The sequence below is a fragment of the Streptococcus infantis genome, from assembly GCF_047465185.1.
Classification (GTDB): Bacteria; Bacillota; Bacilli; order Lactobacillales; family Streptococcaceae; genus Streptococcus; species Streptococcus infantis_O.
In genome coordinates this window covers 260,949-284,848 of the sequence record NZ_JASHAJ010000002.1, presented here as the reverse complement: position 1 = coordinate 284,848, position 23,900 = coordinate 260,949, and the positions used below count along the sequence as shown (strand labels likewise).

At 38.9% G+C, this 23,900-nt stretch carries 18 protein-coding genes and 1 other RNA gene; 13 read left to right on the top strand and 6 right to left on the bottom strand.

Annotated features, from left to right (window positions below; translation table 11 throughout):
- Nucleotides 1–62: 62 nt before the first annotated feature.
- Entirely contained in the window at nt 63–959 is an 897-nt protein-coding gene (locus QM382_RS04845; RefSeq protein ID WP_303404187.1) for an SPFH domain-containing protein, read from the top strand.
- A gap of 105 nt (nt 960–1,064) precedes the next feature.
- Complete coding sequence (locus tag QM382_RS04840; protein WP_004251963.1) at nt 1,065–1,280, top strand: hypothetical protein; 216 nt, start codon at nt 1,065–1,067, stop codon at nt 1,278–1,280.
- Between the two features lie 84 nt (nt 1,281–1,364).
- Here the strand turns inward: QM382_RS04840 and QM382_RS04835 are convergent, their stop codons facing one another.
- Nucleotides 1,365–2,105 (bottom strand): amino acid ABC transporter ATP-binding protein, encoded by a 741-nt coding sequence (locus tag QM382_RS04835; RefSeq protein WP_004251965.1) that lies wholly within the window; start codon nt 2,103–2,105, stop codon nt 1,365–1,367.
- Nucleotides 2,105–3,670, bottom strand: a complete 1,566-nt coding sequence (locus QM382_RS04830; protein WP_414272641.1) for an ABC transporter substrate-binding protein/permease — start codon at nt 3,668–3,670, stop codon at nt 2,105–2,107. The genes QM382_RS04835 and QM382_RS04830 overlap by 1 nt, the downstream gene beginning before the upstream one ends.
- A 130-nt stretch (nt 3,671–3,800) precedes the next feature.
- On the opposite strand from QM382_RS04830, the gene QM382_RS04825 reads away from it, so the two are divergent.
- Both QM382_RS04825 and QM382_RS04820 read left to right on the top strand, forming a co-directional pair.
- Nucleotides 3,801–5,696 (top strand): DUF2207 family protein, encoded by a 1,896-nt coding sequence (locus QM382_RS04825; protein WP_414272640.1) that lies wholly within the window; start codon nt 3,801–3,803, stop codon nt 5,694–5,696.
- Nucleotides 5,697–5,757: 61 nt separating this feature from the next.
- On the top strand, nt 5,758–6,603 hold the full coding sequence (locus QM382_RS04820) for an undecaprenyl-diphosphate phosphatase (RefSeq protein WP_414272639.1): 846 nt from the start codon (nt 5,758–5,760) through the stop codon (nt 6,601–6,603).
- Nucleotides 6,604–6,638: 35 nt separating this feature from the next.
- Here the strand turns inward: QM382_RS04820 and dinB are convergent, their stop codons facing one another.
- A complete protein-coding gene (gene dinB / locus QM382_RS04815; RefSeq protein WP_414272638.1) occupies nt 6,639–7,700 on the bottom strand; it encodes a DNA polymerase IV in 1,062 nt (353 codons plus the stop codon).
- A gap of 239 nt (nt 7,701–7,939) precedes the next feature.
- Here dinB and pflB point away from each other — a divergent pair, with 239 nt between their 5' ends.
- Nucleotides 7,940–10,255 carry a formate C-acetyltransferase gene (gene pflB / locus QM382_RS04810; RefSeq protein ID WP_263393970.1) on the top strand — a complete coding sequence of 772 codons (2,316 nt, stop codon included), beginning with the start codon at nt 7,940–7,942 and terminating at the stop codon, nt 10,253–10,255.
- Nucleotides 10,256–10,659: 404 nt separating this feature from the next.
- The gene (locus QM382_RS04805) at nt 10,660–12,762 is read left to right on the top strand and encodes an AAA family ATPase (protein WP_414272637.1); all 2,103 of its coding nucleotides are present in this window, start codon (nt 10,660–10,662) and stop codon (nt 12,760–12,762) included.
- Nucleotides 12,763–12,820: 58 nt separating this feature from the next.
- On the opposite strand, the gene QM382_RS04800 is transcribed toward QM382_RS04805, so the two are convergent.
- The gene (locus QM382_RS04800; RefSeq protein ID WP_414272636.1) at nt 12,821–13,303 is read right to left on the bottom strand and encodes an S-ribosylhomocysteine lyase; all 483 of its coding nucleotides are present in this window, start codon (nt 13,301–13,303) and stop codon (nt 12,821–12,823) included.
- A gap of 205 nt (nt 13,304–13,508) precedes the next feature.
- On the opposite strand from QM382_RS04800, the gene QM382_RS04795 reads away from it, so the two are divergent.
- Nucleotides 13,509–15,491, top strand: coding sequence for a peptide ABC transporter substrate-binding protein (locus tag QM382_RS04795; protein WP_414272635.1), 1,983 nt, complete (start codon nt 13,509–13,511; stop codon nt 15,489–15,491).
- A gap of 98 nt (nt 15,492–15,589) precedes the next feature.
- Here the strand turns inward: QM382_RS04795 and pbp1a are convergent, their stop codons facing one another.
- Together pbp1a and recU are read right to left on the bottom strand one after the other, a co-directional pair.
- Nucleotides 15,590–17,704, bottom strand: coding sequence for a penicillin-binding protein PBP1A (pbp1a, locus tag QM382_RS04790; RefSeq protein WP_414272634.1), 2,115 nt, complete (start codon nt 17,702–17,704; stop codon nt 15,590–15,592).
- Nucleotides 17,701–18,297: a Holliday junction resolvase RecU gene (gene recU / locus QM382_RS04785; RefSeq protein ID WP_414272633.1), complete on the bottom strand. Its 597-nt coding sequence runs from the start codon at nt 18,295–18,297 to the stop codon at nt 17,701–17,703. The genes pbp1a and recU overlap by 4 nt, the downstream gene beginning before the upstream one ends.
- A 67-nt stretch (nt 18,298–18,364) precedes the next feature.
- On the opposite strand from recU, the gene QM382_RS04780 reads away from it, so the two are divergent.
- The 6 genes from QM382_RS04780 to gndA all read left to right on the top strand — a co-directional run bounded on the left by QM382_RS04780 (nt 18,365) and on the right by gndA (nt 23,891).
- Nucleotides 18,365–18,892 (top strand): DUF1273 domain-containing protein, encoded by a 528-nt coding sequence (locus QM382_RS04780; protein WP_414272632.1) that lies wholly within the window; start codon nt 18,365–18,367, stop codon nt 18,890–18,892.
- A gap of 69 nt (nt 18,893–18,961) precedes the next feature.
- Entirely contained in the window at nt 18,962–19,297 is a 336-nt protein-coding gene (gpsB, locus tag QM382_RS04775; RefSeq protein WP_414272631.1) for a cell division regulator GpsB, read from the top strand.
- Nucleotides 19,298–19,315: 18 nt separating this feature from the next.
- Nucleotides 19,316–19,697: RNase P RNA component class B (gene rnpB, locus QM382_RS04770), an RNA gene on the top strand.
- Nucleotides 19,698–19,779: 82 nt separating this feature from the next.
- Entirely contained in the window at nt 19,780–20,958 is a 1,179-nt protein-coding gene (locus QM382_RS04765; RefSeq protein WP_414272630.1) for a THUMP domain-containing class I SAM-dependent RNA methyltransferase, read from the top strand.
- A complete protein-coding gene (gene mapZ / locus QM382_RS04760) occupies nt 20,951–22,390 on the top strand; it encodes a cell division site-positioning protein MapZ (RefSeq protein WP_414272629.1) in 1,440 nt (479 codons plus the stop codon). Before QM382_RS04765 ends, mapZ begins: the two co-directional genes overlap by 8 nt.
- 76 nt (nt 22,391–22,466) lie before the next feature.
- Complete coding sequence (gndA, locus tag QM382_RS04755) at nt 22,467–23,891, top strand: NADP-dependent phosphogluconate dehydrogenase (protein ID WP_414272628.1); 1,425 nt, start codon at nt 22,467–22,469, stop codon at nt 23,889–23,891.
- Nucleotides 23,892–23,900 lie beyond the last annotated feature (9 nt).

Genomic DNA, 23,900 nt, shown 5'->3' with positions numbered 1-23,900 from the left:
ATATCATTTGCCTAACCTATATACGAGTGCTATAATGTAAGTGAAGAAAGGGGGAGATTCCCATGTTTTTAAAAGTTTTACTTGTTCTAGTGATTCTAATGCTTATTGTAGGAGCTATGTTAGTGAGCTCTGTTTATGTCGTTCGTCAACAGTCTGTTGCAATTATCGAACGATTTGGTAAGTATCAAAAGTTAAGTAATAGTGGTATTCATCTACGGGCACCATTTGGCATTGACAAAATTGCAGCTCGTGTGCAGCTACGCCTTTTACAAAGTGAGATCGTGGTTGAAACCAAAACCCAAGATAACGTTTTTGTGACTATGAATGTCGCAACTCAGTATCGTGTAAATGAGTTAAACGTTACAGACGCTTACTATAAATTGATGAGACCTGAAGCTCAAATCAAATCTTATATTGAAGATGCATTGCGCTCATCTGTTCCTAAGTTAACTTTGGATGAATTGTTTGAGAAAAAAGATGAAATTGCATTAGAAGTTCAAAAACAAGTAGCGGAAGAAATGTCAACGTATGGGTATATTATCGTTAAGACGCTCATTACCAAAGTTGAGCCGGATGCAGAAGTCAAACAATCAATGAACGAAATTAATGCTGCCCAACGTAAGAGAGTGGCAGCTCAAGAATTGGCTGAAGCAGATAAAATTAAGATCGTTACAGCGGCAGAAGCTGAGGCAGAAAAAGATCGCCTCCATGGTGTGGGGATCGCAGAGCAGCGGAAAGCAATTGTTGATGGACTTGCTGATTCTATTAAAGAGTTAAAAGGAGCCAATGTCGAATTAACTGAAGAACAAATTATGTCAATCCTATTAACCAATCAGTATTTGGATACATTGAATAATTTTGCAGATAAACAAGGAAATAATACAATATTCTTGCCAGCAAATCCTAATGGAGTTGAAGATATTCGAACCCATATATTATCAGCTTTGAAAGCTAAATAATTATAATCTTAACGCATTAACTTTATTAATATATGTGTTTCAATTGACAAATACCATAAAAACATATAGAATGAAGTTGCGTAAAGAAAAAAATAGGAGAATAACATGGCTAAGTCTAACTTTGAAAAAGTAGAAGCAGTTGTTAGCTGGGTTCGTGATAAGAAGATCACAGGGTATCGTATTTCTAAGGAAACGAATGCGCGTGAGATGTCTATCATTGCTTTGGCTCAAGGACGTGCAAAAGTTAAAAACATTTCCTTTGAAACAGCACTCGGCTTAATTGATTTCTACAATAAAAATCATGAAAAATTTGAAGATTAGTCTTTGGATATAGGCAGGTCCGAAAAGGATCTGCCTTTTAATTTTTTGGAATATAAAAAAAGACTGCAATAGCAGTCTTTTCTCTTATCGAAGATAGCGTTGTAAAAATTCTCTTGTACGTTCTTCTTTGGGATTAGTAAATAGATCTTCTGGTTTGCCTTCTTCTGCAATGACACCCTTATCCATAAAGATGACACGGTGTGATACATCGCGAGCAAATTCCATTTCGTGGGTTACGACGATCATGGTCAAGCCTTCTTGAGCTAAATCTTGCATGATTTTGAGAACTTCACCAACCATTTCAGGGTCAAGGGCTGATGTAGGCTCATCAAAGAGAATGGCATCAGGATTCATGGAAAGTGCACGAGCAATAGCAACACGCTGCTTTTGCCCACCAGAAAGTTGTTTAGGTTTGGCTTGCCAGTAACGTTCTCCCATGCCAACTTTTTCAAGGTTTTCTTTAGCAACTTTCTCTGCTTCTGAGCGATCACGTTTGAGTACAGTTGTTTGGGCAACGATTGTATTTTCAAGCACGTTAAGGTTTTCAAAGAGGTTGAAGGACTGGAAGACCATTCCTAGTTTTTCTCGATAGTGAGTGAGGTTATATCCTTTTTCGAGGACATTTTCACCGTGATAAAGGATTTTACCTTCAGTTGGTGTTTCAAGTAAGTTGATCGAACGTAGGAAGGTTGATTTACCACTACCAGAACTACCGATAATAGAAATAACTTCTCCTTTATGGATAGTAAGGGAGATATCTTTTAGAACCTCGTTTTGTCCATAGGATTTTTTGAGGTGTTTGATTTCAAGAATGGGCTGATTCATTATTTCAAATCCTCCGTTTGCATTTGGTTAGCACCTGTAGTGTAAGTATCCATATCCATCCGTTTTTCGATATAGCGTAGGATACGTGTTACTGTAAAGGTGAGGACAAAGTAGATAACTGCGATAATAGTAAAGGTTTGGAAGTACTGGTAAGTTTGTGTTGCTACTGTATTTCCTGAGAAGTAAAGTTCTACAACAGAGATAACATTCAATACAGAAGTATCCTTGATGTTGATGACGAACTCATTACCAGTAGCAGGTAGGATATTCCGAACTACCTGAGGTAAAACAATCTTACGCATGGTTTGATTATGAGTCATACCAAGTGCAGTAGCTGCTTCAAATTGTCCTTTGTCAACAGCTAGGATACCACCACGAACGATTTCGGTCATGTAGGCACCGGTATTGATAGAAACGATAAAGATAGCAGCGAGAGTACGGTCTAGGTTAATTCCGAAAGCCTGGGCAGTTCCATAGTAGATAACCATAGATTGTACAATCATAGGAGTTCCACGGAAAATTTCAATATAGATATTGAGAATCCAACCAACTATATTTTGAATGACGTAGATAAATTGATTTTCAGATTGAGGCGCAGTACGGAAAACACCGATAGCAAGACCAATAACGAGACCGACGATGGTACCGATAATTGAAATTAAAAGTGTGATTCCGGCACCACGCAAGAGTTGTTGCCAGTTTTCAGTTAGAATTTTAGCAACTTGTCTAAAGAAATTACTGCTGTTTTCTTCAGTAGTTGTAGCTTCTACAGGTTGCTCTTTAATCATACGATCCATTAGGGCAACTTGTTCATCTTTAGAGATGGTTTCAATGCTAGCATTGATTTGGCTGATACGTTCGTCATCCTTACGAAGACCGATAGCGATAGAGGTATCTTCTTCCCCAGTTTTAAAACCAGGTTCAGGCTGAATCATTTTGAATTTTGCATTTGCTGATTCGGCAGTTAGGGCTTCTGGTCGTTCAGAAACATAAGCGTCAATGACACCAGCTTCAAGAGCTTGGCGCATTTGTGCGAAATCACCCATGGCAGTTTCTTTTTTAGCGCCTGGAATTTGAGAAATCAAGTCGTAAAGGTAAACCCCTTGTTGAGAAGTGATTTTTGCATCTCTAAAATCATCTAGTGTTTTTGCGTTTGCATAGGCTGAATCTTTTTTGACTAAAAGTACTGGTTCGCTGGTATAGTAACTGCTTGAGAAGGCAATTTCTTGCTTACGTTCAGCGGTTGGACTCATACCTGCAATAATCAGATCAATCTTGCCAGAGGTCAGAGCTGGAACGAGTCCTTCCCATTTGGTTTTTACAATGAGTGGTTCTTTACCCAGATCTTTAGCGATTTTTTTTGCAATTTGAACATCGTAACCGTTAGCATATTGGTTTGTTCCATCAATCTTTACAGCGCCGTTACTGTCGTCATCTTGAGTCCAGTTAAATGGTGCGTAAGCTGCCTCCATTCCGATGCGTAAATATTCATCGGCTTGGACCTGGCTAACTAGTCCTAGAGTAAGGGCTAAGCTAGCAAGGATAGATAAGCATAATTTTTTCATGTTTTCTCCTATTTCTAGTCTAAAAATGGCTCCCTCTATTGTATCTAAAAATGGTAAGATTTTCAATACAAGTAAACCTTAACTTCTAAAAAATGATATAATAGTGAAAAAACATGAAAGGGAATGTAAGATGAAAAAGAGATGGCTTCTTGCCCTGGTATTTACCTGTTTGCTATTTGTACCTCGTCTAGTTTTTGCAGTAGACTTCGATATTCTATCCTATAAAGGTGATTTGAATATTCATGCAGATAATACAGCGGTTTTCAAAGAAACAATCACCTACCACTTTAAAGATGATTTTAATGGTCAATTGATTGGACTCGGAAAAGCAGGGAAAATGCCGAAGGGATTTGAAATTGATGATGATCCAACTGTTTTAGTATCCAAAAATGGCCAGATTGTTCAAGACGTCCTCTCATATACTAAGGAAGAAGAGGATGGCTACAAGGTCACCATTTTTAATCCGGGAAACGCTGGAGATACTGTTCGTGTGACGGTTACTTGGCAACTGTCAAATATTCTCTTTTTGTATAACGACATCGCGGAGCTAAATTGGCAACCACTGACAGATAGTTCAGGGGATATCAAAGACTTAGAATTTCGAGTAACTTCAGATAGTCCAGCAGAGAAACTCTTTTTCCATACTGGTGAACTCCTCAATGAGGGAAGTGTCGAAAAAGTCAATGATATCTACTGGGTGAAGATGAAGGATCTTCCTAAAAAACGTCAAATTGAACTACATGCCTATTGGCCGAGAGAAGCTTTCTCGAGTGCTCCAAGTCAAGGGTTGAATGAAGATGATTTAAGTAACTTCAAAAGAGTTGAGATAGAAATAAAAGCCGATAAAGTGCACGCCAAGGTCATGATAAAATGGATTTTTCCAATCTTCTTTATCGCTCTGTTACTAGTAACGTTCTACTATTATAGAGAATTTCGTCAGCATACGACTATTAAAAAGGTATATCCAAAGAATCATCGTCTCTACGAACCCCCAATGGATCTACCTCCAATGGTTTTGGCAGAAGCAATCTATTCAACATCCTTAGAGGAAATTAGCCCTCTAAATAAGCAGAAGTTTGGTAAATTCACCTTTGAACAACTAATCCAAGCAACCTTGTTAGATTTAGTCGATCGAGGGCATTTATCCATTTTTCAAGGTGAAGAAGAGCCTTGGATCAAAATTAACAGTGAAAAAGGTTTGTCTAATTTTGAGAAGGAGTGTCTGCGGATGACTCTTTCTACAAATAAAGAATTGGCTCTTTCAGACCTTTTCCCTGAATATCAAGTTTCTTCTGGATTGTTCCATGGAGCTAAGGAAGCTGATGAGAAGCATATTCGAGAATTCGGCATGCACCTCAAGCGTTCCTTTGAGAGACGACTTGAACGCATGCAAAGTTGTGTTCGAGACAAGGTGAAAATTTTACGAATTCCAAGTTATTATCGACCTTTAACGGAAAAAGAAAATAATCTTGTGAAAAAAATGAAAGTCTGTTCGGCTGTAACAGGTCTTGTCGGACTTATCATTTTCTACTATAGCTTTCAAACACATGGCTATTTCTCACTTCCTTTACTTACCTTAGGTTTAATTGGTTTACTAGCAAGCGGTTTGATTCATTTAGTAACTCGAGGCCCTTCTCGTGATGGTGTCTTAAATGAAGAAGGGGCAGAAGTTGTTTATCTCTGGACAAGTTTTGAAAATATGCTTCGGGATATTGCTCATCTTGATAAGGCTGAACTAGAGAGTATTGTTGTTTGGAATCGTCTTTTGGTCTATGCAACTCTCTATGGATACGCTAAGAAGGTGAATAAAATCATGAAACTTCACAATATTCAACTTGAAAATGCTGCTATGAATCTTTATGTATCTTGTGGGTGGGATAAACAATTTCATACATCTGCTACTCAAATCAATTTGTATACCTCGGTCGCAAATACAGCAAGTACCTTTTCTGTATCATCCGGAAGCGGTAGCTCTGGTGGTGGTTTCTCAGGCGGTGGCGGTGGTGGAAGTGTTGGTGCTTTTTAAAGAAAACTCAACACATGCTTTAAAAGTATGATATAATGGAGGATAGAAAAAGGAGTAATCTATGTATTTTTTTGAAATTTTAAAATCAATCTTTTTTGGTATTGTTGAAGGAATTACGGAATGGTTGCCGATTTCAAGTACTGGTCACTTGATTTTAGCAGAAGAGTTTATCCAGTATAAAGATCAAAATGAAGCCTTCATGTCTATGTTTAACGTAGTCATTCAACTGGGTGCGATCCTAGCCGTAATGGTTATCTACTTTAACAAGCTTAATCCCTTCAAACCAGGTAAGGATAAAGTTCAAGTTCGTAGAACCTGGCAATTATGGTCCAAAGTTTTTGTTGCGACCTTACCTCTTCTACTAGTCTTTAAATTTGATGATTGGTTTGATACTCACTTCCATAATATGGTTTCAGTAGCCATTATGCTGATTGTTTATGGGGTTGCCTTTATCTATCTTGAAAAACGTAACAAAGCGCAAGCGATTGAGCCAACAGTTACTGAGTTAGATAAATTACCTTACAAAACAGCATTGTATATCGGTCTTTTCCAAGTCTTGGCCCTTCTACCAGGGACTAGCCGTTCCGGGGCAACTATCGTCGGTGGTTTGTTGAACGGGACTAGTCGTTCAGTGGTAACAGAATTTACCTTCTATCTAGGAATTCCAGTTATGTTTGGAGCCAGCGCTTTGAAGATTTTTAAATTCATCAAGGCTGGAGAAGTCTTGACTTTTGGCCAATTCTTCTTACTCTTGGTAGCCATGGTAGTAGCTTTTGCAGTCAGCATGGTTGCTATTCGTTTCTTAACCAGCTATGTCAAAAAACACGACTTTACAGTGTTTGGTAAATACCGTATTGTTCTTGGTAGTGTCTTACTACTTTATAGCTTTGTTCGATTATTTGTATAAGAAAGAAACCTTGAAGGAATTTTCCTTCAAGGTTTTTAAAATCCTGTCATAGTGACTCCCAATAAGCGAACACCCTTGTCTTTATCACTCAGTGTTTCGTAGAGTTGGATAATACTTTGAGCAATTTCTTCAGAGTCTTGTGTTTGTTGATTCAGTGTTTTTCGTTTTGTTAAAGTAGAAAAGTCAGCATAGCGGATTTTTAAAATGACGATCTTACCACTTTTTTCATATTTTTGAAGACTAAGAGCAACTTTTTCCGAAAGGAGAGTTAGCTCTTTTTTAATATCTTCATCTAGACTTAGAATCTTACTGTAAGTTTTTTCTTTACCAATAGACTTACGGATACGATTTGATTTGACGTGAGAGTTATCTATACCTCGAGCCTTACGATATAGATCAAAGCCGAGTCTTCCGAAACGATCAATGAGAGTGATTTCAGAAATCTCTAAAAGGTCAGTACCCGTATATACACCCATTTGATGGAGTTTTTCAACTGTTTTCTTACCCACACCGTGGAATTTAGCGATATCCATTTGTTTGAGAAAATCTTCAGCTTCATCAGGAAGAATGACTGTCAAACCACGAGGCTTTTGATAGTCACTTGCCATTTTAGCTAAAAATTTATTGTATGATACACCAGCAGAAGCTGTTAATTGTAATTCATTCCAGATATCCTGCTGAATTAAACGAGCAATTTTAACAGCAGATTTGATACCAAGCTTGTTTTCAGTTACATCTAGATAAGCTTCGTCGATACTCATGGGTTCAATTTTATCCGTATATCGTTTAAAAATAGCTCGAATCTGTTGGCCAACAGTAGTATATTTTTCGTAGTTTCCAGAAATGAAAATAGCTTGAGGACAGCGTTCATAAGCCTCTTTGGAACTCATGGCTGAGTGAATGCCGAATGCTCTGGCTTCATAACTACAGGTTGAAACAACACCCCGACCACCTGTTTTCCTAGGGTCGCTACCAATAATAACAGGTTTCCCTTTAAGTTTAGGATTGTCACGAATTTCTACAGCAGCAAAAAAGGCATCCATGTCAATATGGATAATTTTACGGGATAAATCATTCATCAGTGGAAATATCAGCATGAAATGGCCTTTCTTTGGTAGTTTTTCTAGCCTTATTATACCTTTTTTCTGAAAAAATAGAAAATAGCTAATTATTTTTCAAAAATATAATACAGTTTGTACTAAAAAAAACAACTGTATTATAAAAGAAAGTGTTGAAAAATAGTGATTTCACTTGTTGAAATCGTTTACTGTGTGTTATACTGAATACATGAATGTAACAGATGACTGTTACTAGAAAGATAAAAGAGGACATTAACATGGTTGTTAAGACAGTTGTTGAAGCACAGGACATTTTTGACAAAGCCTGGGAAGGCTTTAAAGGTGTTGACTGGAAAGAAAAAGCAAGTGTATCACGCTTTGTACAAGCTAACTACACACCTTATGATGGAGATGAAAGCTTCCTTGCAGGACCAACAGAGCGTTCACTTCACATCAAAAAAATCGTAGAAGAAACTAAAGCACACTACGAAGAAACTCGTTTCCCAATGGACACTCGTCCAACTTCTATCGCTGACATCCCTGCAGGATTCATCGACAAAGAAAACGAAGTTATTTATGGTATCCAAAACGATGAACTCTTCAAATTGAACTTCATGCCAAAAGGTGGTATCCGTATGGCTGAAACTACTTTGAAAGAAAATGGATACGAACCAGATCCAGCTGTTCACGAAATTTTCACAAAATATGTAACAACTGTTAACGACGGTATCTTCCGTGCTTACACTTCAAACATCCGTCGTGCTCGCCACGCTCACACTGTAACTGGTCTTCCAGATGCATATTCACGTGGACGTATCATCGGTGTTTATGCGCGTCTTGCTCTTTACGGTGCAGACTACTTGATGCAAGAAAAAGTGAACGATTGGAACTCAATCGAAGAAATCGATGAAGAAACAATCCGTCTTCGTGAAGAAATCAACCTTCAATATCAAGCATTGCAACAAGTTGTACGCTTGGGTGATCTTTACGGAGTTGACGTTCGCAAACCAGCGATGAACGTTAAAGAAGCTATCCAATGGGTAAACATTGCCTTCATGTCTGTCTGCCGTGTTATCAACGGTGCAGCTACATCTCTAGGACGTGTGCCAATCGTATTGGATATCTACGCAGAACGTGACCTTGCTCGTGGTACATTTACTGAATCAGAAATCCAAGAATTTGTTGATGATTTCGTTATGAAACTTCGTACAGTTAAATTTGCTCGTACAAAAGCTTATGACCAATTGTACTCAGGTGACCCAACCTTCATCACAACTTCTATGGCTGGTATGGGTAACGACGGTCGTCACCGTGTTACTAAGATGGACTACCGTTTCTTGAACACTCTTGATAACATCGGTAACTCTCCAGAACCAAACTTGACAGTTCTTTGGACTGACAAATTGCCATACAACTTCCGCCACTACTGTATGCACATGAGCCACAAACACTCTTCAATCCAATACGAAGGTGTTACAACAATGGCTAAAGACGGATACGGTGAAATGAGCTGTATCTCATGTTGTGTATCTCCACTTGACCCAGAAAACGAAGAACAACGTCACAACATCCAGTACTTCGGTGCTCGCGTTAACGTTCTTAAAGCTCTTCTTACTGGTTTGAACGGTGGTTACGACGATGTTCATAAAGACTATAAAGTATTTGACATCGAACCAATCCGCGACGAAGTTCTTGAATTCGAATCAGTTAAAGCAAACTTTGAAAAATCTCTTGACTGGTTGACTGACACTTACGTAGATGCTTTGAACATCATCCACTACATGACTGATAAGTACAACTACGAAGCTGTTCAAATGGCCTTCTTGCCAACCAAACAACGTGCTAACATGGGATTCGGTATCTGTGGATTTGCTAACACTGTTGATACATTGTCAGCTATCAAGTACGCTACAGTTAAACCAATCCGTGACGAAAATGGCTACATCTACGATTACGAAACAATCGGTGAATACCCACGTTGGGGTGAAGATGACCCACGTTCAAACGAATTGGCAGAATGGTTGATCGAAGCTTACACAACTCGTCTACGTAGCCACAAACTTTACAAAGACGCAGAAGCTACAGTATCACTTTTGACAATCACATCTAACGTTGCTTACTCTAAACAAACTGGTAACTCACCAGTCCACAAAGGTGTATACCTCAACGAAGATGGTTCTGTGAACTTGTCTAAACTTGAATTCTTCTCACCTGGTGCTAACCCATCTAACAAAGCTAAAGGTGGATGGTTGCAAAACTTGAACTCACTTGCTAGCCTTGACTTTGGTTATGCAGCTGATGGTATCTCATTGACAACTCAAGTATCACCTCGCGCTCTTGGTAAAACTCGTGATGAACAAGTTGATAACTTGGTAACAATCCTTGATGGTTACTTCGAAAACGGTGGACAACACGTTAACTTGAACGTTATGGACTTGAACGATGTTTACGAAAAGATCATGTCAGGTGAAGACGTAATCGTACGTATCTCTGGATACTGTGTAAACACTAAATACCTCACTCCAGAACAAAAAACTGAATTAACACAACGTGTCTTCCACGAAGTTCTTTCAATGGATGATGCATTGAGCTAAGATTTATAAATAGTAAATCAAAAACCAGTCACTCTGACTGGTTTTTTTGTTATAAAATTTTTTTAAAAAAAAATAGTCAAATTTGGTCAAATATGTTGACTAAAACTGACCAAAGTGATATACTAAGAACATAAGGATAAGAAAGTCCTTAGAAAACATTGATTTTAAGATGATTGTATATACTATCTTAAGATCAAAGTATGGGTAAAACCTAGAAAAGAGGTACAACCTATGGTTAACATTAGTATTTTTAGAAGTCCAATTGCAAAACCTGTATTGGATAAAGAAAAACCTGAAATTATACGTAGAGTAGCAAATAGCTAGTCTAAATTTTTTGAAACAAAGGTCAGAGAAAGTCAAATTATTTTGACTAAGTAAATTTGAAAACAAACGAGGTATGAAATATGAATAACAACTTTAATAACTTTAACAACATGGATGATTTATTTAACCAATTGATGGGTGGTATGCGTGGATACAGTTCAGAAAATCGTCGTTACTTGATTAACGGCCGTGAAGTAACGCCTGAAGAATTCGCTATTTACCGTCAAACTGGTCAACTTCCAAGCGAAGGAAGTGAACAAGCTCAGTACGTTCAAGGTAAAGGTATGAAACAAGATGGGATTCTTGCAAAACTTGGACGTAACTTAACAGCAGAAGCACGTGAAGGTAAGTTAGATCCGGTTATTGGACGTAATAAAGAAATCCAAGAAACTTCTGAAATTCTTTCTCGTCGCACAAAGAATAATCCAGTTCTCGTCGGTGATGCTGGTGTTGGTAAAACAGCAGTAGTAGAAGGATTGGCCCAAGCTATCGTGAATGGTGACGTTCCTGCAGCAATCAAGAATAAAGAGATCATCTCGATTGATATTTCTGGACTTGAAGCTGGTACTCAATACCGTGGTAGCTTTGAAGAAAACATTCAAAACTTGGTAAACGAAGTCAAAGAAGCTGGAAATATTATCCTTTTCTTCGACGAAATTCACCAAATTCTTGGTGCTGGTAGCACAGGTGATGGTCAAGGGTCTAAAGGTCTTGCTGATATCTTGAAACCAGCTCTTTCACGTGGAGAATTGACAGTAATTGGGGCAACAACTCAAGATGAATATCGTAATACCATCTTGAAAAACGCAGCCCTTGCTCGTCGTTTTAATGAAGTAAAAGTTAATGCTCCATCTGCTGAAGATACCTTCAAGATTCTTCAAGGCATTCGAGATCTTTATCAACAACACCACAATGTTATTTTGCCAGATGAAGTCTTGAAAGCTGCCGTTGATTACTCTGTTCAATATATTCCTCAACGTAGCTTGCCGGATAAGGCTATTGACCTTGTGGATGTGACAGCTGCTCACTTGGCAGCACAACACCCAGTTACAGATGTACATGCAGTTGAGCACGAAATTCAAGCGGAAAAAACTAAACAAGAAGAAGCTGCGGCTAAAGAAGATTACGAAGCAGCTCTAAATGCAAAAGTCCGTATCGAAGAGCTTGAAAAGCAAATTGCTAATCATACAGAAGATCACAAGGTTACAGCTACTGTAAATGATGTAGCTGAGTCTGTCGAACGGATGACTGGAATCCCAGTATCACAAATGGGTGCAACCGATATCGAACGATTGAAAGATATGGGTCACCGTTTGCAAACGAAAGTTATTGGTCAAGACAAGGCTGTTGAGGCAGTAGCAAAAGCTATCCGTCGTAACCGTGCAGGTTTTGACGAAGGAAACCGTCCAATCGGTAGCTTCCTCTTTGTAGGTCCTACTGGTGTTGGTAAGACTGAGTTGGCCAAGCAATTAGCTCTTGATATGTTCGGAACGAAAGATGCTATCATCCGTTTAGATATGTCAGAATATAGCGACCGTACAGCCGTATCTAAATTGATTGGTACAACTGCAGGTTATGTTGGTTACGATGACAACAACAATACCTTGACAGAACGCGTCCGTCGCAATCCATACTCAATCGTCCTTCTCGACGAAATTGAAAAGGCTGACCCTCAAGTCATCACCCTTCTCCTCCAAGTTTTGGACGATGGTCGTTTGACAGATGGTCAAGGGAATACGGTCAACTTCAAGAATACTGTGATTATCGCAACTTCAAATGCAGGCTTTGGTTATGAAGCTAACTTGACAGAAGATGCGGACAAACCAGAACTCATGGATCGTTTGAAACCATACTTCCGTCCAGAATTCTTGAACCGTTTCAATGCTGTTATCGAATTCTCACATTTGAGCAAGGAAGATCTTTCTAAGATTGTTGATTTGATGTTGATTGATGTCAATAAGACTCTTTCTAAGAAAGAAATTGACTTGGCAGTGAGCGATGCAGCCAAAGAATACATGACTGAAGAAGGTTATGATGAAGTGATGGGTGTTCGTCCACTCCGTCGGGTGGTTGAACAACAAATCCGAGATAAAGTGACAGATTTCCACTTGGACAATCTTGATGCTAAACACCTAGAAGCTGACATGGAAGAAGGTGTTTTGGTCATTCGTGAAAAAGCCTAAATCAAGATTTTGAAAATAAAAAAAGGAACCAGTTCAAAAGCTGGTTCCTTTTCTATTATTAGATGACATGACGTTCAAAGGCATCGTCTGAGATTCCTTGTTGGAGAATCAATTTTGCCCATTCTTTAGCTGAAAATAGGCTGTGATCCTTGTAGTTTCCGCAAGATTCAATAGTTGTTCCTGGGACATCTTCCCAAGTTGTTGTTTCAGCGATTTCTTTCAATGAATCCTTGATGACACCTGCGATTTCAGCGCTAGAATGACGTCCCCACATAATCATATGGAACCCTGTACGACATCCAAATGGTGAACAATCGATCATACCGTCGATTCGAGTACGGATTAGATTAGCCAAGAGGTGCTCAATAGTATGAAGTCCAGCAGTAGGGATAGAGTCCTCATTTGGTTGAACCAAGCGGATATCAAAGTTAGAAATGATATCTCCTTTCGGTCCAGTCTCTTCTCCAATCAAGCGGACATAAGGAGCTTTTACAATCGTATGATCTAGTTCAAAACTTTCAACAATAACTTCTTTTGACATGGTATTTCCTTTCAACTTTCTTCTTTCATTATATCATAAAGATATAGTTGATAAACGGCTATAATAGAATTTTTCCTAAAAAGATTTTCATATTAGAAATAGAGGAAGAAAAAATTTTCAAATCAATTTGAAAAATTCTGAAAATTGTATTGACACATGGCTGAAAAGGGACTATAATGTATAAAAAGTTAAAAAGGAGTTTATTATGAAATTTTCAAAAGTAATGGCCTTAGCAGGAGTGACTCTGTTAGCGTCAGGTGTTTTGGCAGCTTGCTCAGGTTCAGGCTCTAGTGCAAAAGGTGAGAAAACTTTTTCTTACGTTTATGAAACAGATCCAGATAGCCTCAACTATCTGACAACAGGTAAGGCTGCGGTTGCTAATATCACAAGTAATGTTGTTGACGGTTTGATGGAGAATGACCGTTACGGGAACTTCGTGCCATCTATGGCAGAAGACTGGTCAGTATCTCAAGATGGTTTGACTTACACTTATACAATCCGTAAAGATGCTAAGTGGTACACTTCTGAAGGTGAAGAGTATGCACCTGTGAAAGCTCAAGACTTTGTAACAGGTCTTAAATATGCAGCTGATAATAAGTCAGAGGCCCTTTATCTTGTTCAAGAATCCATTAAAGGTCTTGACGCTTATGTCAAAGGTGAAGTAAAAGACTTCTCAGAAGTTGGAATCAAGGCAATTGATGATCAAACTGTTCAATACACTTTGAATAAACCAGAAAGCTTCTGGAACTCTAAGACAACCATGGGTATTCTTGCACCAGTCAATGAAGAATTCCTTACTTCTAAAGGAAGTGACTTTGCCAAAGCAACTGATCCAAGCAGTATTCTTTACAACGGTCCTTTCTTGTTGAAATCATTGGTAGCTAAATCTTCAGTAGAATTTGAAAAGAATCCAAACTACTGGGATAAGGACAATGTTCATATTGATAAAGTAAAACTATCATTCTGGGATGGTCAAGATACAGGCAAACTTGCAGATACCTTTAAGGATGGCGGCTTCTCAATGGCTCGTCTCTTCCCAACAAGTGCAGGATATCCTGAACTTGAAAAAGAGTTTAAAGACAACATCGTTTATACACCACAAGATTCTGCTACTTTCTTAGTTGGGACAAATATTGACCGTCAGTCTTACAAGTACACTTCTAAGACTACAGATGAGCAAAAGACATCAACTAAAAAAGCTCTCCTAAACAAAGACTTCCGTCAAGCCATCGCCTTTGGTTTTGATAGAACAGCTTATGCTTCTCAAGTTAATGGAGAAAGTGGAGCAAGCAAACTTCTTCGTAACTTGTTCGTACCACCAACATTTGTTCAAGCTGATGGTAAAAACTTTGGTGACTTAGTTAAAGAAAAATTGGTAACCTATGGTGACGAGTGGAAAGATGTTAATCTAGACGACGCTCAAGATGGTCTATACAATCCTGAAAAAGCGAAAGCAGAATTTGCTAAAGCTAAGACAGCTCTCCAAGCAGAAGGCGTTCAATTCCCAATTCATTTGGATATGCCAGTTGACCAAACTAATACTACAAAAGTTCAACGTGTTCAATCATTGAAACAATCGCTTGAAGCAACGTTAGGAACTGACAACGTTGTCATTGACATTCAACAACTTCAAAAAGATGAAGTTCTTAATGTTACCTACTTTGCTGAAACAGCTGCTGGAGAAGATTGGGATCTCTCAGATAACGTTGGTTGGTCACCAGACTATATTGACCCATCTACTTACCTTGATATCATCAAACCGTCTGTAGGTGAAAATACTAAGACTTATCTAGGATTTGATTCTGGTACAAACAACGCCGCTGCCAAACAAGTTGGTTTGGAAGATTACGAAAAGATGGTTGTTGAAGCTGACAATGAAGACACAGATGTTTCAAAACGTTATGATAAATATGCTGCTGCCCAAGCTTGGTTGACAGATAGTGCATTGATTATTCCAACAACTTCTCAAACTGGACGTCCAATGTTGTCTAAGATGGTACCATTCACCCTTCCATTTGCATACTCAGGTAACAAGGGTATGAGTGAAGCCCTCTTGTACAAATACCTTGAACTTCAAGATAAACCAGTAACTGCTGATGAATATCAAAAAGCTCAAGATAAATGGAAGAAAGAAAAAGAAGAATCTAATAAAAAAGCGCAAGAAGATCTTGCAAACCATGTAAAATAAAAGAAGATGGAGTTAGTGATTAACTCCATCTTTTGGTAAATAAAAACCTAGGAAGATGTTTCCTAGGTTTTTATTGATTATTGTTGTCCTTGAGAATTTTAATTTTGTTGAGGGTTTTGATTTGTATTTGGAGCAGTTGGATTCTGAGCGGTATTTGGATTAGTCGTTTCAGCTACTGAAGTTTGATTTTCAGTTGTTGAGCTGGAAGCTGTTGTTGAGGATTGTTGAGTTGTTTGGGGAATCCAGTTGCTACGTGCTCCATTCTTAAAGACGTAATCACCGCTTCTATAAAGTCCTTCTGGCATGGTCCAATCACCAGGGTGATCGTCCTCTGCTAGATATTGCATCATAGAACGATAGATGCTAGTGGCAACAGTAAAGCCATCACCAACTATTGGAGTAAGGCGGTTTGAGTAACCGGTCCAGACTGCCATTGAATATTTACGGGTATAACCAACAAACATTTCGTCTGGAGCAACAAATTGACTTGTTTTAATATGGTTTTCAATCTCTTCATCAGTATAGTTTGATGTACCAGTCTTACCTGCTTGTGGAAGCCATGAAATATAAGCATCTCGACCTGTACCAGAGTATAATACTGTTTTCATCATTTCTGTCATCATATAGGCAGTTGTTTCTTTCATAGCGCGAGTACCTTGATCAGAGAACTCTTTTGAACTACCGTCACTGAAGACAATTTTATTGATGTACATTGGTTTATAATAGATACCACCGTTAGCAAAAGCAGCATAGGCAGCAGCCATTTTTTCACTACTTGCACCGTACTGTTTACCTGATTCGGTCGTATTACTTGAAATTGCATTTGCGTATACCATAGTTGGATAATCAATGCCTAATCCATTTAGGAAACCTTTTGCTTTATCGAGTCCAACTCTATCGAGAGTTTCAACGGCTGGGACATTACGCGATTGTTGGATAGCAGTTTGAAGGGTAATATTACCATAATAACCCCTATCCCAGTTGTAGACTGGAGTGCTAGTACCTGGGAAGTTATATGGTACATCCTTGAGCATGTAGGCAGTAGAGTCATAAATGTCATACTCTAATGCAGGGGCATAGTCTGTGATTGGTTTCATGGTAGAACCCCAGTCACGGTTAGTTTCAACAGCTTGGTTAATACCGAAAGATACGTTACTAGCTTGGTGACGAGAACCAAGTTGAGCAATAACTTTACCATTTGATACATCAATAATGGTAGAAGCTGCTTGGATTTCATCATCTGGATAGTTTACATATTCATCCGTGTTGTATACATCCCAAAGTCGTTTTTGAACGTCTTGGTCGACGTTGGTATAGACTTCCATACCTGTTGTTAATAGATTATAACCTGTCTCTTGTTCTACTTGGTCAATAACCTCTTTAAGATAGTTATCCATGTACTGTGGATAGCTATTAACAGATTTTAGACTTTGAAGTCCATCTGTGATTGGAGTATTGATGGCTGTTTCATATTGTTCGGCTGTAAGGTATCCTTGCCTTTGCATTTCTGACAAAACGAGGTTTCGTCTTTCAAGGGCGGCTTCAGGATGAGAATAAGGATCGTATTGGTTTGGAGCCTGTGGCATTCCAGCTAGAAGAGCAAGTTGTGGAATTGATAGGTCTTTTAAATCTTTACCATAGTAACTTTGAGCTGCAGTTTGCATACCATAGTTACCATTTGACATGTATACCTTATTGATGTAATATGTCAAAATTTCTTGTTTGGTTGCAGTTCTTTCTAACTGAATAGCTAGCCAAGCTTCTTGGGCTTTACGTGAGATTGTTTGGTCTGACGAAGAAGTTGAAAAGTAAGTTAATTTTATCAACTGTTGCGTCAAGGTTGAACCACCTTGGAGGCCACCTCTACTAGTTAAGTTTCGCAGGAAAGCTCCAGCTATTCGAATGCTATCGATTCCTCTATGGTTAAAAAAACGGTGATCCTCGATAGAGACAATTGCATTGACCAATTCAATTGGAACTTCACTGCTTTGAGCATTGACACGACGCTCGGCTCCTAAGTCAGCAATCAATTCGTTTTTACTGTCGTAAATTTTACTTGAAGTTGTTGCGACTAGTTTGCTTTCCGAAAGTTCTGGTGCTTTAGATACATAATAAAAGAAGACACTCCCACCAATCAATATTGCAGCAATAAAGGCTGCTAAAAATCCAATTCCTAGATATTTAGCGATACGCCAGATAAGTTGTTTGTTCATATTGTTTTACCACCTAGTAAATGTTGTTTGACGATATCGAGATAAGGTATTTGAGGGAAGGCTTGTTGTTCAATTACAAAACCGTGCTCTCGGATATAATCAAGCGGCATTGATTTTTTCCCCATATCCTGTTGATAAAAACGGATAAGGTCAATCGCCGGTAATAAATATGTTTCCTGATAAGAAGAAAAATGGATTAGGACGAAGCAAATCCCCTTTTGTTCAAGAACCTGTTCCATATGCTGTATCTGATGAGAATGGAAGTTCTTCATCGGGAAAGCATTTTTTTGTCTGGTTTCCTTTGCTTCAAAATCAATGTAAAATCCTTCATAAACCCCCGAGTAGTCAGTAGTTGAAGCTTGTCTAAAATAGGCTTCAACAATTTTAGCGCGACTCCGTTGAGGGTAGTCGACCCGAACAATCTGAACTGGGGTTGGCTTTTTGTGAATAACTGCTTCTCCATGTGATAGATAGTAGTCATTGGTAGCATTTATCATCTTTTCAAAGCTCATTCCTCGATTTGCGAAATTTTTAGTTTTAGGTAGGGAATTTTTACTTGGTTTAGATGAAAGTTTATGTGGATAGTTGACCATAGTCCTCCTTATTGGTACAATAACATCACTCTATTATACCACAAAGGTTTTCAGAAAGGGTGAAAAAATGCATACAGCCTTGGTTTTGGGATACTCAGCTTTTGATTTAGGTTTATTTAATGATAAGGATATTCGCTTAAAAATTATCAAAAAAGCCATTCGTAGAGATTTGGAAAGATTGGCTGAGGAAGGGTTGCAATGGCTAGTATTTACGGGTTCTCTGGGTTTTGAACACTGGGTCTTAGAAGTGGCTAGAGACATGAAAGAAGACTATGGACTCCAACTAGCGACTATTTTTGATTTTGAAACACATGGCTCAAATTGGAATGAAGCAAATCAAATCAAATTGAGTGATTTTAAACAGGTCGATTTTGTCAAATATGCCTATCCAACTTATGAGCACAAAGGCCAATTGAGAGATTATCAGACTTTTTTACTCGAGAACACAGATGGAGCCTATCTTTTTTACGATGAAGAAAACGAAACAAAACTGAGATTTTTTTACGAACTGATGAAAAAGAAAGACAACTATATGACAAAAAGATTAACATTTGAGGAATTAAACGAAATAGCCGAAAATTTTTCCGAAAATTGAGGCTTTGACCTTGCTTTTTGTTTGCCTTTTTTTATATAATAATACTAGTAACTGAGAATGGAGAGAGACATGGCAAGTATTATTTTTACAGCAAAAGATATTTTTGAACAGGATTTTGGAAGAGAAGTACGTGGATACAGTAAAGCAGAGGTAGATGAGTTCTTAGATGATGTTATCAAGGACTATGAAACTTATGCTGCACTAGTTAAATCACTACGCATGGAAGTCGCAGAATTAAAAGAAGAATTGGCGAAAAACCCTCAGGCGGCACCTGTATCTGTAACTTCTGAACCTGCCGAGCTTGGAAGCACAACTTCTATGACCAACTTTGATATCTTGAAACGCTTGAATCGTCTTGAAAAAGAAGTATTTGGTAAACAAATCGTAGAAAACTCAGATTTCTAAGAATCATTCAGTAGTGCAATTTTTGGATAATCGCGTGGAGAGTTTATCTTTTCATGAGGAAAGTCCATGCTAGCACAGGCTGTGATGCCTGTAGTGTTTGTGCTAGGCGAAACCATAAGCCTAGGGACGAGAAATCGTTACGGCGAGTGAATAGACTAAGTTTTCGGATATGTTTTAGTAGCTCTGAAAGTGCCACAGTGACGAAGTCTCTCTGGAAACAGAGAGAGTGGAACGCGGTAAACCCCTCAAGCTAGCAACCCAAATTTTGGTCGGGGCATGGAGTGCGCGGAAACGAACGTAGTACTCTGACTGCTAGCAGCTTTTAGCTGTTAGTGGTAGACAGATGATTATCGAAAGAAGTGGTCCTAGTCACTTCTGGAACAAAACATGGCTTATAGAAAATTGCATATAGGTTGGGGCTGAGAAATTTTCTCAACCTCATTTTTTAAAGGTGAACAAGAGAAAGGTCTTTAAAGACTGACATGAAACAAACATTTAATTTAATCGCGACTGCTGCGGCAGGCTTAGAGGCGGTGGTAGGTCGAGAAGTGCGTGCACTAGGCTACGACTGTCAAGTTGAGAATGGTCGCGTTCGCTTTGAAGGAGATGTGAAGACAATTATTGAAAGCAATCTGTGGCTACGTGCTGCGGATCGGATTAAGATTGTTGTTGGAACTTTTCCTGCAAAAACATTTGAAGAACTTTTTCAGGGAGTATTTGCTCTTGATTGGGAAAACTATCTACCGCTCGGAGCGCGTTTCCCAATCTCTAAGGCTAAGTGTGTTAAATCAAAACTTCATAATGAACCGAGTGTCCAAGCAATTTCTAAAAAGGCTGTTGTCAAGAAATTGCAGAAACATTATGCAAGGCCAGAAGGCGTCCCATTAATGGAGAATGGACCAGAGTTTAAAATCGAGGTTTCGATTCTTAAAGATGTGGCGACAGTTCTGATTGATACAAGTGGCTCTAGTCTTTTCAAACGTGGGTATCGAACAGAAAAGGGTGGAGCTCCAATCAAAGAAAACATGGCAGCGGCTATACTGCAATTGTCTAACTGGTATCCAGATAAACCTCTGATTGATCCAACCTGTGGTTCTGGAACCTTCTGTATTGAGGCAGCTATGATTGCTCGTAATATGGCGCCAGGCTTACGCCGTTCCTTTGCTTTCGAAGAATGGAATTGGGTTAGTAATCGTTTGATTCAGGAGATTCGTACGGAAGCTAGCAAGAAGATTAATCGTGAGATTGAGCTAGACATTATGGGTTGTGATATCGATGGACGCATGGTGGAAATTGCTAAGGCAAATGCTCAGGCAGCGGGAGTATCGAATGATATTCTATTTAAGCAAATGCGTGTGCAGGACTTGCGTTCAGCTAAGATTAATGGTGTCATCATATCCAATCCTCCATATGGAGAACGTTTATCCGATGACGCTGGAGTCACTAAGCTCTATGCTGAGATGGGAGAGGTATTTGCACCACTTAAAACCTGGAGTAAATTTATCCTGACCAGTGATGAAGCTTTTGAAAGTAAATTTGGTAGTCAGGCTGATAAAAAACGGAAACTCTATAATGGTACTTTGAAAGTTGATTTATATCAATATTTTGGTCAACGAGTGAAAAGACAAGATGTTAAAACAGAAAGGAATGCAGATGAGTAAGAAAAGACGCGATCGTCATCATAAGGGTGAGCAAGAATCTAAATTCGAATTCGAGGAAGCTAAAGATTTAACGGTTGGTCAAGCCATTCGTAAGAACGAAGAAGTTGAAGCAGGTGTGACTCCAGATGATACCATCTTAGATAAATATATCAAGCAACACCGTGAAGAAATCGAAGCAGACAAATTTGAAAATTTACAAACGAAAAAAGAGGAGTCTACTCAAAGCTTGGATGATATGATCCAAGAAGTGAGAGAAACTACTGAACAAGAAAATGTGTTAAGTCCGGAAGAGGAAGCAATTGCTCTTGCAGTAGCCACAGATACAACTGAAATCGTTGCTCAAGAAGCCGAAGAAGAGGAAACGAGAGTTCTCGAGCAACCTTTTAAGGATGAATTGGAAGCTGTGGAAATGGCTGAGGTTGATAACTCCGAAGTTGCAGTGGTTTATGAGGAAAATGAAGATCAACTTCAACCCTTATCTCGTTCTGCTCAAGCAGATGATGAACCACAAAATAAAAAGAAATGGGCAATTTTGTCAGCTATTATTTTAGTAATCCTCTTAATTTTTGGAGGTGGCTATTACGTTTATCGTCAGATTACGCGTTCTTCTCAAGAGCTTCAAACGAAGGCGACAGATTCAGGCTTGGTAAGCAATCAGTCAGTCTATGAACAATTTAATACGCTTTACGATACGTTTTATACTGATGAAAACAAAACAGCTCTTAAAAATAGCCAGTTTAGTCAACTAAATCAATTGAAGGAACTTCTAGACAAACTTGAAGGAGCGAGAGAACACACTCTGGCTAAATCAAAATACGATAGCTTAGAAACCCAAATAAAAGCTATCCAAGAAGTGAATGCTCAATTTGAAACTCCAGCTATTACAGATGGTGTTTTGGATACAAATGCAAAAATCAAAGCGGATGCTAAATTTACAGATATCAAGACTGGTAATACAGAAATTGACAAACTTCTAGATAAAGCAATTAGCCTTGGTAAGAGTCAATTAGCAAGTACAACAACGGCCTCAACAACAGCAGCAAGCCAGGAAGCGTCAAGCCCAACAACAGAAAGCAGTCCATCTACTTCAACAAGTGATACTGCGGCATCTACTAATAGTGGCTTGTCAAGCGAAGGTGTTAATTTGCAAAGAAGTGTCAGTCGAGTACCGTATAATCAATCTGCTGTAAGTGATAGTAGTAATCCTGCCTGGACCTTTGCGGATGGTGTCCTTGAAAGAATACTTGAGACATCCCGTGCACGTGGATACATCACTGGAAACCAATATATCTTGGAACGTGTAAATATTGTTAATGGCAATGGTTACTACAATCTTTACAAACCAGATGGAACTTATCTCTTCACTCTAAACTGTAAGACAGGATACTTTGTTGGGAATGGTTCTGGCCATGCGGATGATTTAGACTACTAGTCAAATTGTTATAAAATTCTTTCTTTTCACAGATAAACGTGATAAAATAAAACTTATTAAATAAGAGGAGTGTCACATGACAAAAGCAAACTTTGGTGTTGTTGGTATGGCCGTAATGGGTCGTAACCTTGCCCTTAATATTGAATCTCGTGGATACACAGTTGCTATCTATAACCGTAGTAAAGAGAAAACTGAAGATGTGATTGCTTGCCACCCTGATAAAAACTTTGTGCCAAGCTATGATATTGAAAGCTTCGTAAACTCAATTGAAAAACCACGTCGTATTATGCTCATGGTTCAAGCAGGACCTGGTACAGACGCAACCATCCAAGCCCTTCTTCCACATTTGGATAAAGGCGACATCTTGATCGATGGAGGAAACACTTTCTACAAAGATACCATTCGTCGTAATGAAGAATTGGCGAACTCAGGTATCAGCTTTATCGGTACAGGTGTTTCTGGTGGTGAAAAAGGTGCCCTTGAAGGTCCTTCTATCATGCCTGGTGGACAAAAAGAAGCCTATGAATTGGTGGCTGATGTTCTTGAAGAAATTTCTGCAAAAGCACCAGAAGACGGCAAACCATGTGTGACTTACATCGGTCCTGATGGAGCTGGTCACTATGTGAAAATGGTCCACAACGGTATTGAGTATGGGGATATGCAATTGATTGCAGAAAGCTATGACTTGATGCAACACTTGCTTGGTCTTTCAGCCCAAGACATGGCTGAAATCTTCACTGAGTGGAACAAAGGTGAATTGGACAGCTACTTGATTGAAATCACTGCGGATATCCTTGGACGCAAAGACGATGAAGGTCAAGACGGACCAATCGTAGACTACATCCTTGATGCTGCAGGAAACAAAGGAACTGGTAAATGGACTAGCCAATCAGCGCTTGATCTTGGTGTGCCATTGTCACTGATTACTGAGTCGGTATTTGCGCGCTACATTTCAACTTATAAAGAAGAACGTGTACACGCTAGCAAGGTGCTTCCAAAACCAGCTGCTTTCAAATTTGAAGGAGACAAGGCTGAGTTGATTGAAAAGATCCGTCAAGCCCTTTACTTCTCAAAAATCATTTCTTACGCACAAGGTTTTGCGCAATTGCGTGTAGCTTCTAAAGAAAATAACTGGAACTTGCCATTTGCAGATATCGCATCTATCTGGCGCGCTGGATGTATCATCCGTTCACGTTTCTTACAAAAGATTACAGATGCTTACAGACGTGATGCAGATCTTGCCAACCTTCTTTTAGATGAGTATTTCTTGGATGTAACAGCTAAGTACCAACAATCAGTTCGTGATATCGTAGCTCTTGCTGTTCAAGCAGGTGTTCCAGTACCAACCTTCTCAGCTGCCATCACTTACTTTGATAGCTACCGTTCAGCTGACCTTCCAGCGAACTTAATCCAAGCACAACGTGATTACTTTGGTGCCCACACATACCAACGTAAAGACAAAGAAGGAACATTCCACTACTCTTGGTATGACGAAAAATAAGTAGGTCAG

Excerpts from the sequence above, each read along its gene's own strand:
- QM382_RS04845 (WP_303404187.1), top strand. The coding sequence starts at position 63 with ATGTTTTTAAAAGTTTTACTTGTTCTAGTGATTCTAATGCTTATTGTA.
- QM382_RS04840 (WP_004251963.1), top strand. The coding sequence starts at position 1,065 with ATGGCTAAGTCTAACTTTGAAAAAGTAGAAGCAGTTGTTAGCTGGGTT.
- QM382_RS04835 (WP_004251965.1), bottom strand. The coding sequence starts at position 2,105 with ATGAATCAGCCCATTCTTGAAATCAAACACCTCAAAAAATCCTATGGA.
- QM382_RS04830 (WP_414272641.1), bottom strand. The coding sequence starts at position 3,670 with ATGAAAAAATTATGCTTATCTATCCTTGCTAGCTTAGCCCTTACTCTA.
- QM382_RS04825 (WP_414272640.1), top strand. The coding sequence starts at position 3,801 with ATGAAAAAGAGATGGCTTCTTGCCCTGGTATTTACCTGTTTGCTATTT.
- QM382_RS04820 (WP_414272639.1), top strand. The coding sequence starts at position 5,758 with ATGTATTTTTTTGAAATTTTAAAATCAATCTTTTTTGGTATTGTTGAA.
- dinB (WP_414272638.1), bottom strand. The coding sequence starts at position 7,700 with ATGCTGATATTTCCACTGATGAATGATTTATCCCGTAAAATTATCCAT.
- pflB (WP_263393970.1), top strand. The coding sequence starts at position 7,940 with ATGGTTGTTAAGACAGTTGTTGAAGCACAGGACATTTTTGACAAAGCC.
- QM382_RS04805 (WP_414272637.1), top strand. The coding sequence starts at position 10,660 with ATGAATAACAACTTTAATAACTTTAACAACATGGATGATTTATTTAAC.
- QM382_RS04800 (WP_414272636.1), bottom strand. The coding sequence starts at position 13,303 with ATGTCAAAAGAAGTTATTGTTGAAAGTTTTGAACTAGATCATACGATT.
- QM382_RS04795 (WP_414272635.1), top strand. The coding sequence starts at position 13,509 with ATGAAATTTTCAAAAGTAATGGCCTTAGCAGGAGTGACTCTGTTAGCG.
- pbp1a (WP_414272634.1), bottom strand. The coding sequence starts at position 17,704 with ATGAACAAACAACTTATCTGGCGTATCGCTAAATATCTAGGAATTGGA.
- recU (WP_414272633.1), bottom strand. The coding sequence starts at position 18,297 with ATGGTCAACTATCCACATAAACTTTCATCTAAACCAAGTAAAAATTCC.
- QM382_RS04780 (WP_414272632.1), top strand. The coding sequence starts at position 18,365 with ATGCATACAGCCTTGGTTTTGGGATACTCAGCTTTTGATTTAGGTTTA.
- gpsB (WP_414272631.1), top strand. The coding sequence starts at position 18,962 with ATGGCAAGTATTATTTTTACAGCAAAAGATATTTTTGAACAGGATTTT.
- QM382_RS04765 (WP_414272630.1), top strand. The coding sequence starts at position 19,780 with ATGAAACAAACATTTAATTTAATCGCGACTGCTGCGGCAGGCTTAGAG.
- mapZ (WP_414272629.1), top strand. The coding sequence starts at position 20,951 with ATGAGTAAGAAAAGACGCGATCGTCATCATAAGGGTGAGCAAGAATCT.
- gndA (WP_414272628.1), top strand. The coding sequence starts at position 22,467 with ATGACAAAAGCAAACTTTGGTGTTGTTGGTATGGCCGTAATGGGTCGT.